2 protein-coding genes are annotated in these 2,945 nt (G+C 64.2%); both read right to left on the bottom strand.

What is annotated here, in order from left to right:
• On the bottom strand, positions 1 to 805 hold an 805-nt coding region (locus tag A3764_RS07185), incomplete at its 3' end, for a multicopper oxidase family protein (protein WP_150122097.1).
• Positions 802 to 2,553: a SulP family inorganic anion transporter gene (locus A3764_RS07190; protein ID WP_082851042.1), complete on the bottom strand. Its 1,752-nt coding sequence runs from the start codon at positions 2,551 to 2,553 to the stop codon at positions 802 to 804. The genes A3764_RS07185 and A3764_RS07190, both read right to left, overlap by 4 nt.
• Positions 2,554 to 2,945 lie beyond the last annotated feature (392 nt).

The following is a 2,945-nucleotide window of genomic DNA, read 5'->3' on the forward strand; positions in this document are numbered from 1 at the left end:
TGGCGACAGGCGCGGGCAGAAGCCCGCCGTCGCTGGCCACCTGATGGAACCGCCGCCCGTCGGTAAAGCCGAAATCGTACATCCGGGCGTTCGAGGCATTGAGGATCCGCAGCCGCACCAGCCCTGCGGGCACGGTAAGCTTGGGGCGGATCACGCCGTTGACCAGCACCTCGCTGCCGCGAAAGCCGCGCATCATGTCCATCATCCCGATGTCATAGGTCATGCGACCGGAGCGGTCGAAATTGCGGTCCTGCACGATCAGCGGGAAATCATCGACCCCGTAATCGCGCGGCAGTGGGTCCTCCACGTCGGGATCGTCAATGATGATCATGCCCGCCAGCCCGCGATAGACCTGATCGGCGGTGCGCCCATGGATATGGCTGTGATACCACAGGGTCGACGCAGGGTGGTCCACCGGCAGCTCGGGCGACCACGTCTTGCCGGGGCCGAAAGCCAGTTGCGGCCCGCCGTCGAGACGGCCGGGCACGTGCATGCCGTGCCAATGGGCTGTGATCGCCTCATCGGTGCGGTTCACCACGTCGATCCGTGCCGTGCGCCCGCGCTGAAAGCGCAGCAGCGGGCCGAGGTAATCCTGATCGTAGCCCAGCGTGTCGGAGGCGGCTCCGGAAATGAATTCGCGTGATCCCTTCATCGCGGTCAGCGTATTGCCCGCGCCGGGGCCGACCTCCATCACCTGCGGGATCGGCAGGGGCGCGCCGGGTTCCGCGGCGCCGGCCCGGCGGGTCAGCAGTGCTGGCGTGGCGAGCGTGGCGGCGATGAGGGCAAGGAACTGGCGGCGTTTCATAGGGATACTCCATCTTTGGACGGTGAGAATTGATCGACGGAACCGTTGCAAAGCGCCTCCACGGCGCGGTGCTGGGTCAGGAAGACGCGGCCCGTCAGGTCGCTCAGGAAATGGGTCTTCTTCAGGGCGTCCATCACAGGGCCCTTCACTTCGCTGAGGTGGAAGGTGATGTCGCGCGTGCCAAGCCGGGTGTTGATCGCCTCAAGGCTTTCGAGCGCGCTCATGTCGATCTCGTTCACGGCAGAGCACATCAGGATCACATGCCGCAGGTCTTCCCGTTCGGCGACCATGTCGTAGATCCGGTCTTCGAGGTTGCGGGCATTGGCGAAATAGAGGCTCTCGTCCACCCGCACCGACAGGATGCCGTCGTGCAGGGTCACGTCATGGCGGTTGACGTTTCGATAGTGTTCCGTGCCCGGCACCTGACCCACCACGGCCATATGCGGGCGCGAGGATTTGTAGAGGTGAATGAGGATCGAGATCAGCACGCCCGCCGACACGCCGACCTCGACCCCGAGGGCGAGCGTCAGCAGGATCGTCGCCGACACCGCGGCGAAGTCCGCCTTGGAATAGACCCAAGCGCGTTTCAGGATCGAGAAATCCACAAGGCTCAGGACCGCGACGATGATTGTCGCCGCAAGCGTGGCCTTGGGCAGGAAGTAGATAAGCGGCGTCAGCATCAGCGCGGCGATGGCCAGCCCCACGGCTGTATAGGCCCCGGCGGCGGGGGTGCGCGCGCCCGCGTCGAAATTCACGACCGACCGTGAGAACCCGCCGGTGACCGGAAAGCCGCCTGTGAACGCCGCCCCGAGGTTGGCGGTGCCCAGACCGATCAGCTCCTGATCGGGGTCGATGCGCTGCCGGCGCTTGGCCGCAAGCGTCTGTGCGACCGAGATCGACTCCACGAAGCCGATGATAGAGATCAGGATCGCGGGTCCGATCATCGCTGTCAGGACCTGCGGCTGGAACGACGGCAGGGTCAGGGGCGGCAGGGATTGCGGCACCGATCCGACGATATCGACACCGCGCTCCGCAAGGCCGAAGGCCCAGACCGCAAGCGTCGTCGCCACCACGGCGATGACCGGCCCGGCCTTCGCCCCCATGTCCGACAGGGTCTTGCCCAACCCCATGCCCTGCAGCAGCGGTTTGAGCCCACGGCGCACCCAGAAGAGGAAGGCCGTCGCCGCCACGCCCAGCACGAGCGTGATCCAGTTGATCTCTCCCAGATGCGACCACAGCCCGTGCAGCATTTCGATCAGGGTATCGCCCGAAGCCTTGACGCCCAGAATGTGTTTGAGCTGGCTCGTGGCAATCAGGATGCCGCTGGCCGTGATGAAGCCCGCGATCACCGGATGCGACAGGAAGTTCGCCAGAAACCCCAGCCGGAAGAGGCCGAGGACCAGCAGAAAGGCCCCCGAGAGAAACGCCAGTGTCAAGGCGGCGGTGACATAGTCGATGCCCTGATCGCCCAGCTTGCCAATGGCCGCCGCCGTCATCAGCGACACCACGGCCACCGGCCCCACCGCCAGCGTCCGGGAGGTGCCGAAAATGGCGTAAAGCACGATGGGCAGGATGGAGGCGTAGATCCCGGCCTCTGGCGGCAGACCGGCCAGCAAGGCATAGGCCAGCGATTGCGGGATCAGCATGATCGTCACGATGACCGCTGCGACCAGATCGCCGCTCAGCTTCCCGCGATCGTACCGGCTGCCCCAGTCGAGGATAGGCAGGTATCGGGACAGTCGCGCGATCTTTTGCGAAGAGGAGGACAAGGTAATGACTTTCAGAAATGGGGGAGGGGGTGCGCCGAATGGGCGCTCAGGAAAGGTGCGGGTGGTTAACGTGCATCAGGCGTCGCCAACCCCGGCCCTATCGGCGTGCCGGGCGTCTCTCCCGCGGGGGCGGGTATTGCGCCCATGGGGTGGCTGGCGGTGAAAGCTGTCATCGGTCCGGTCCTTGCAGCAGCGGCTTGTATCAGGTTCTCTCCACCAATATATTCCTCCATACGAATATTCAATATATAGAATATAATGAGTGATCAGACTACAGAGCAAGCCGCCGACCCGATGGTGTGTCGCCTGGCCGAGAGTGAATGACGATCTATTATTCGCTGCATGGTGACGAAGTCACAGAGGTTTTGCAG

Source organism: Sulfitobacter sp. HI0129 (assembly GCF_001635395.1).
Classification (GTDB): domain Bacteria; phylum Pseudomonadota; class Alphaproteobacteria; order Rhodobacterales; family Rhodobacteraceae; genus Sulfitobacter.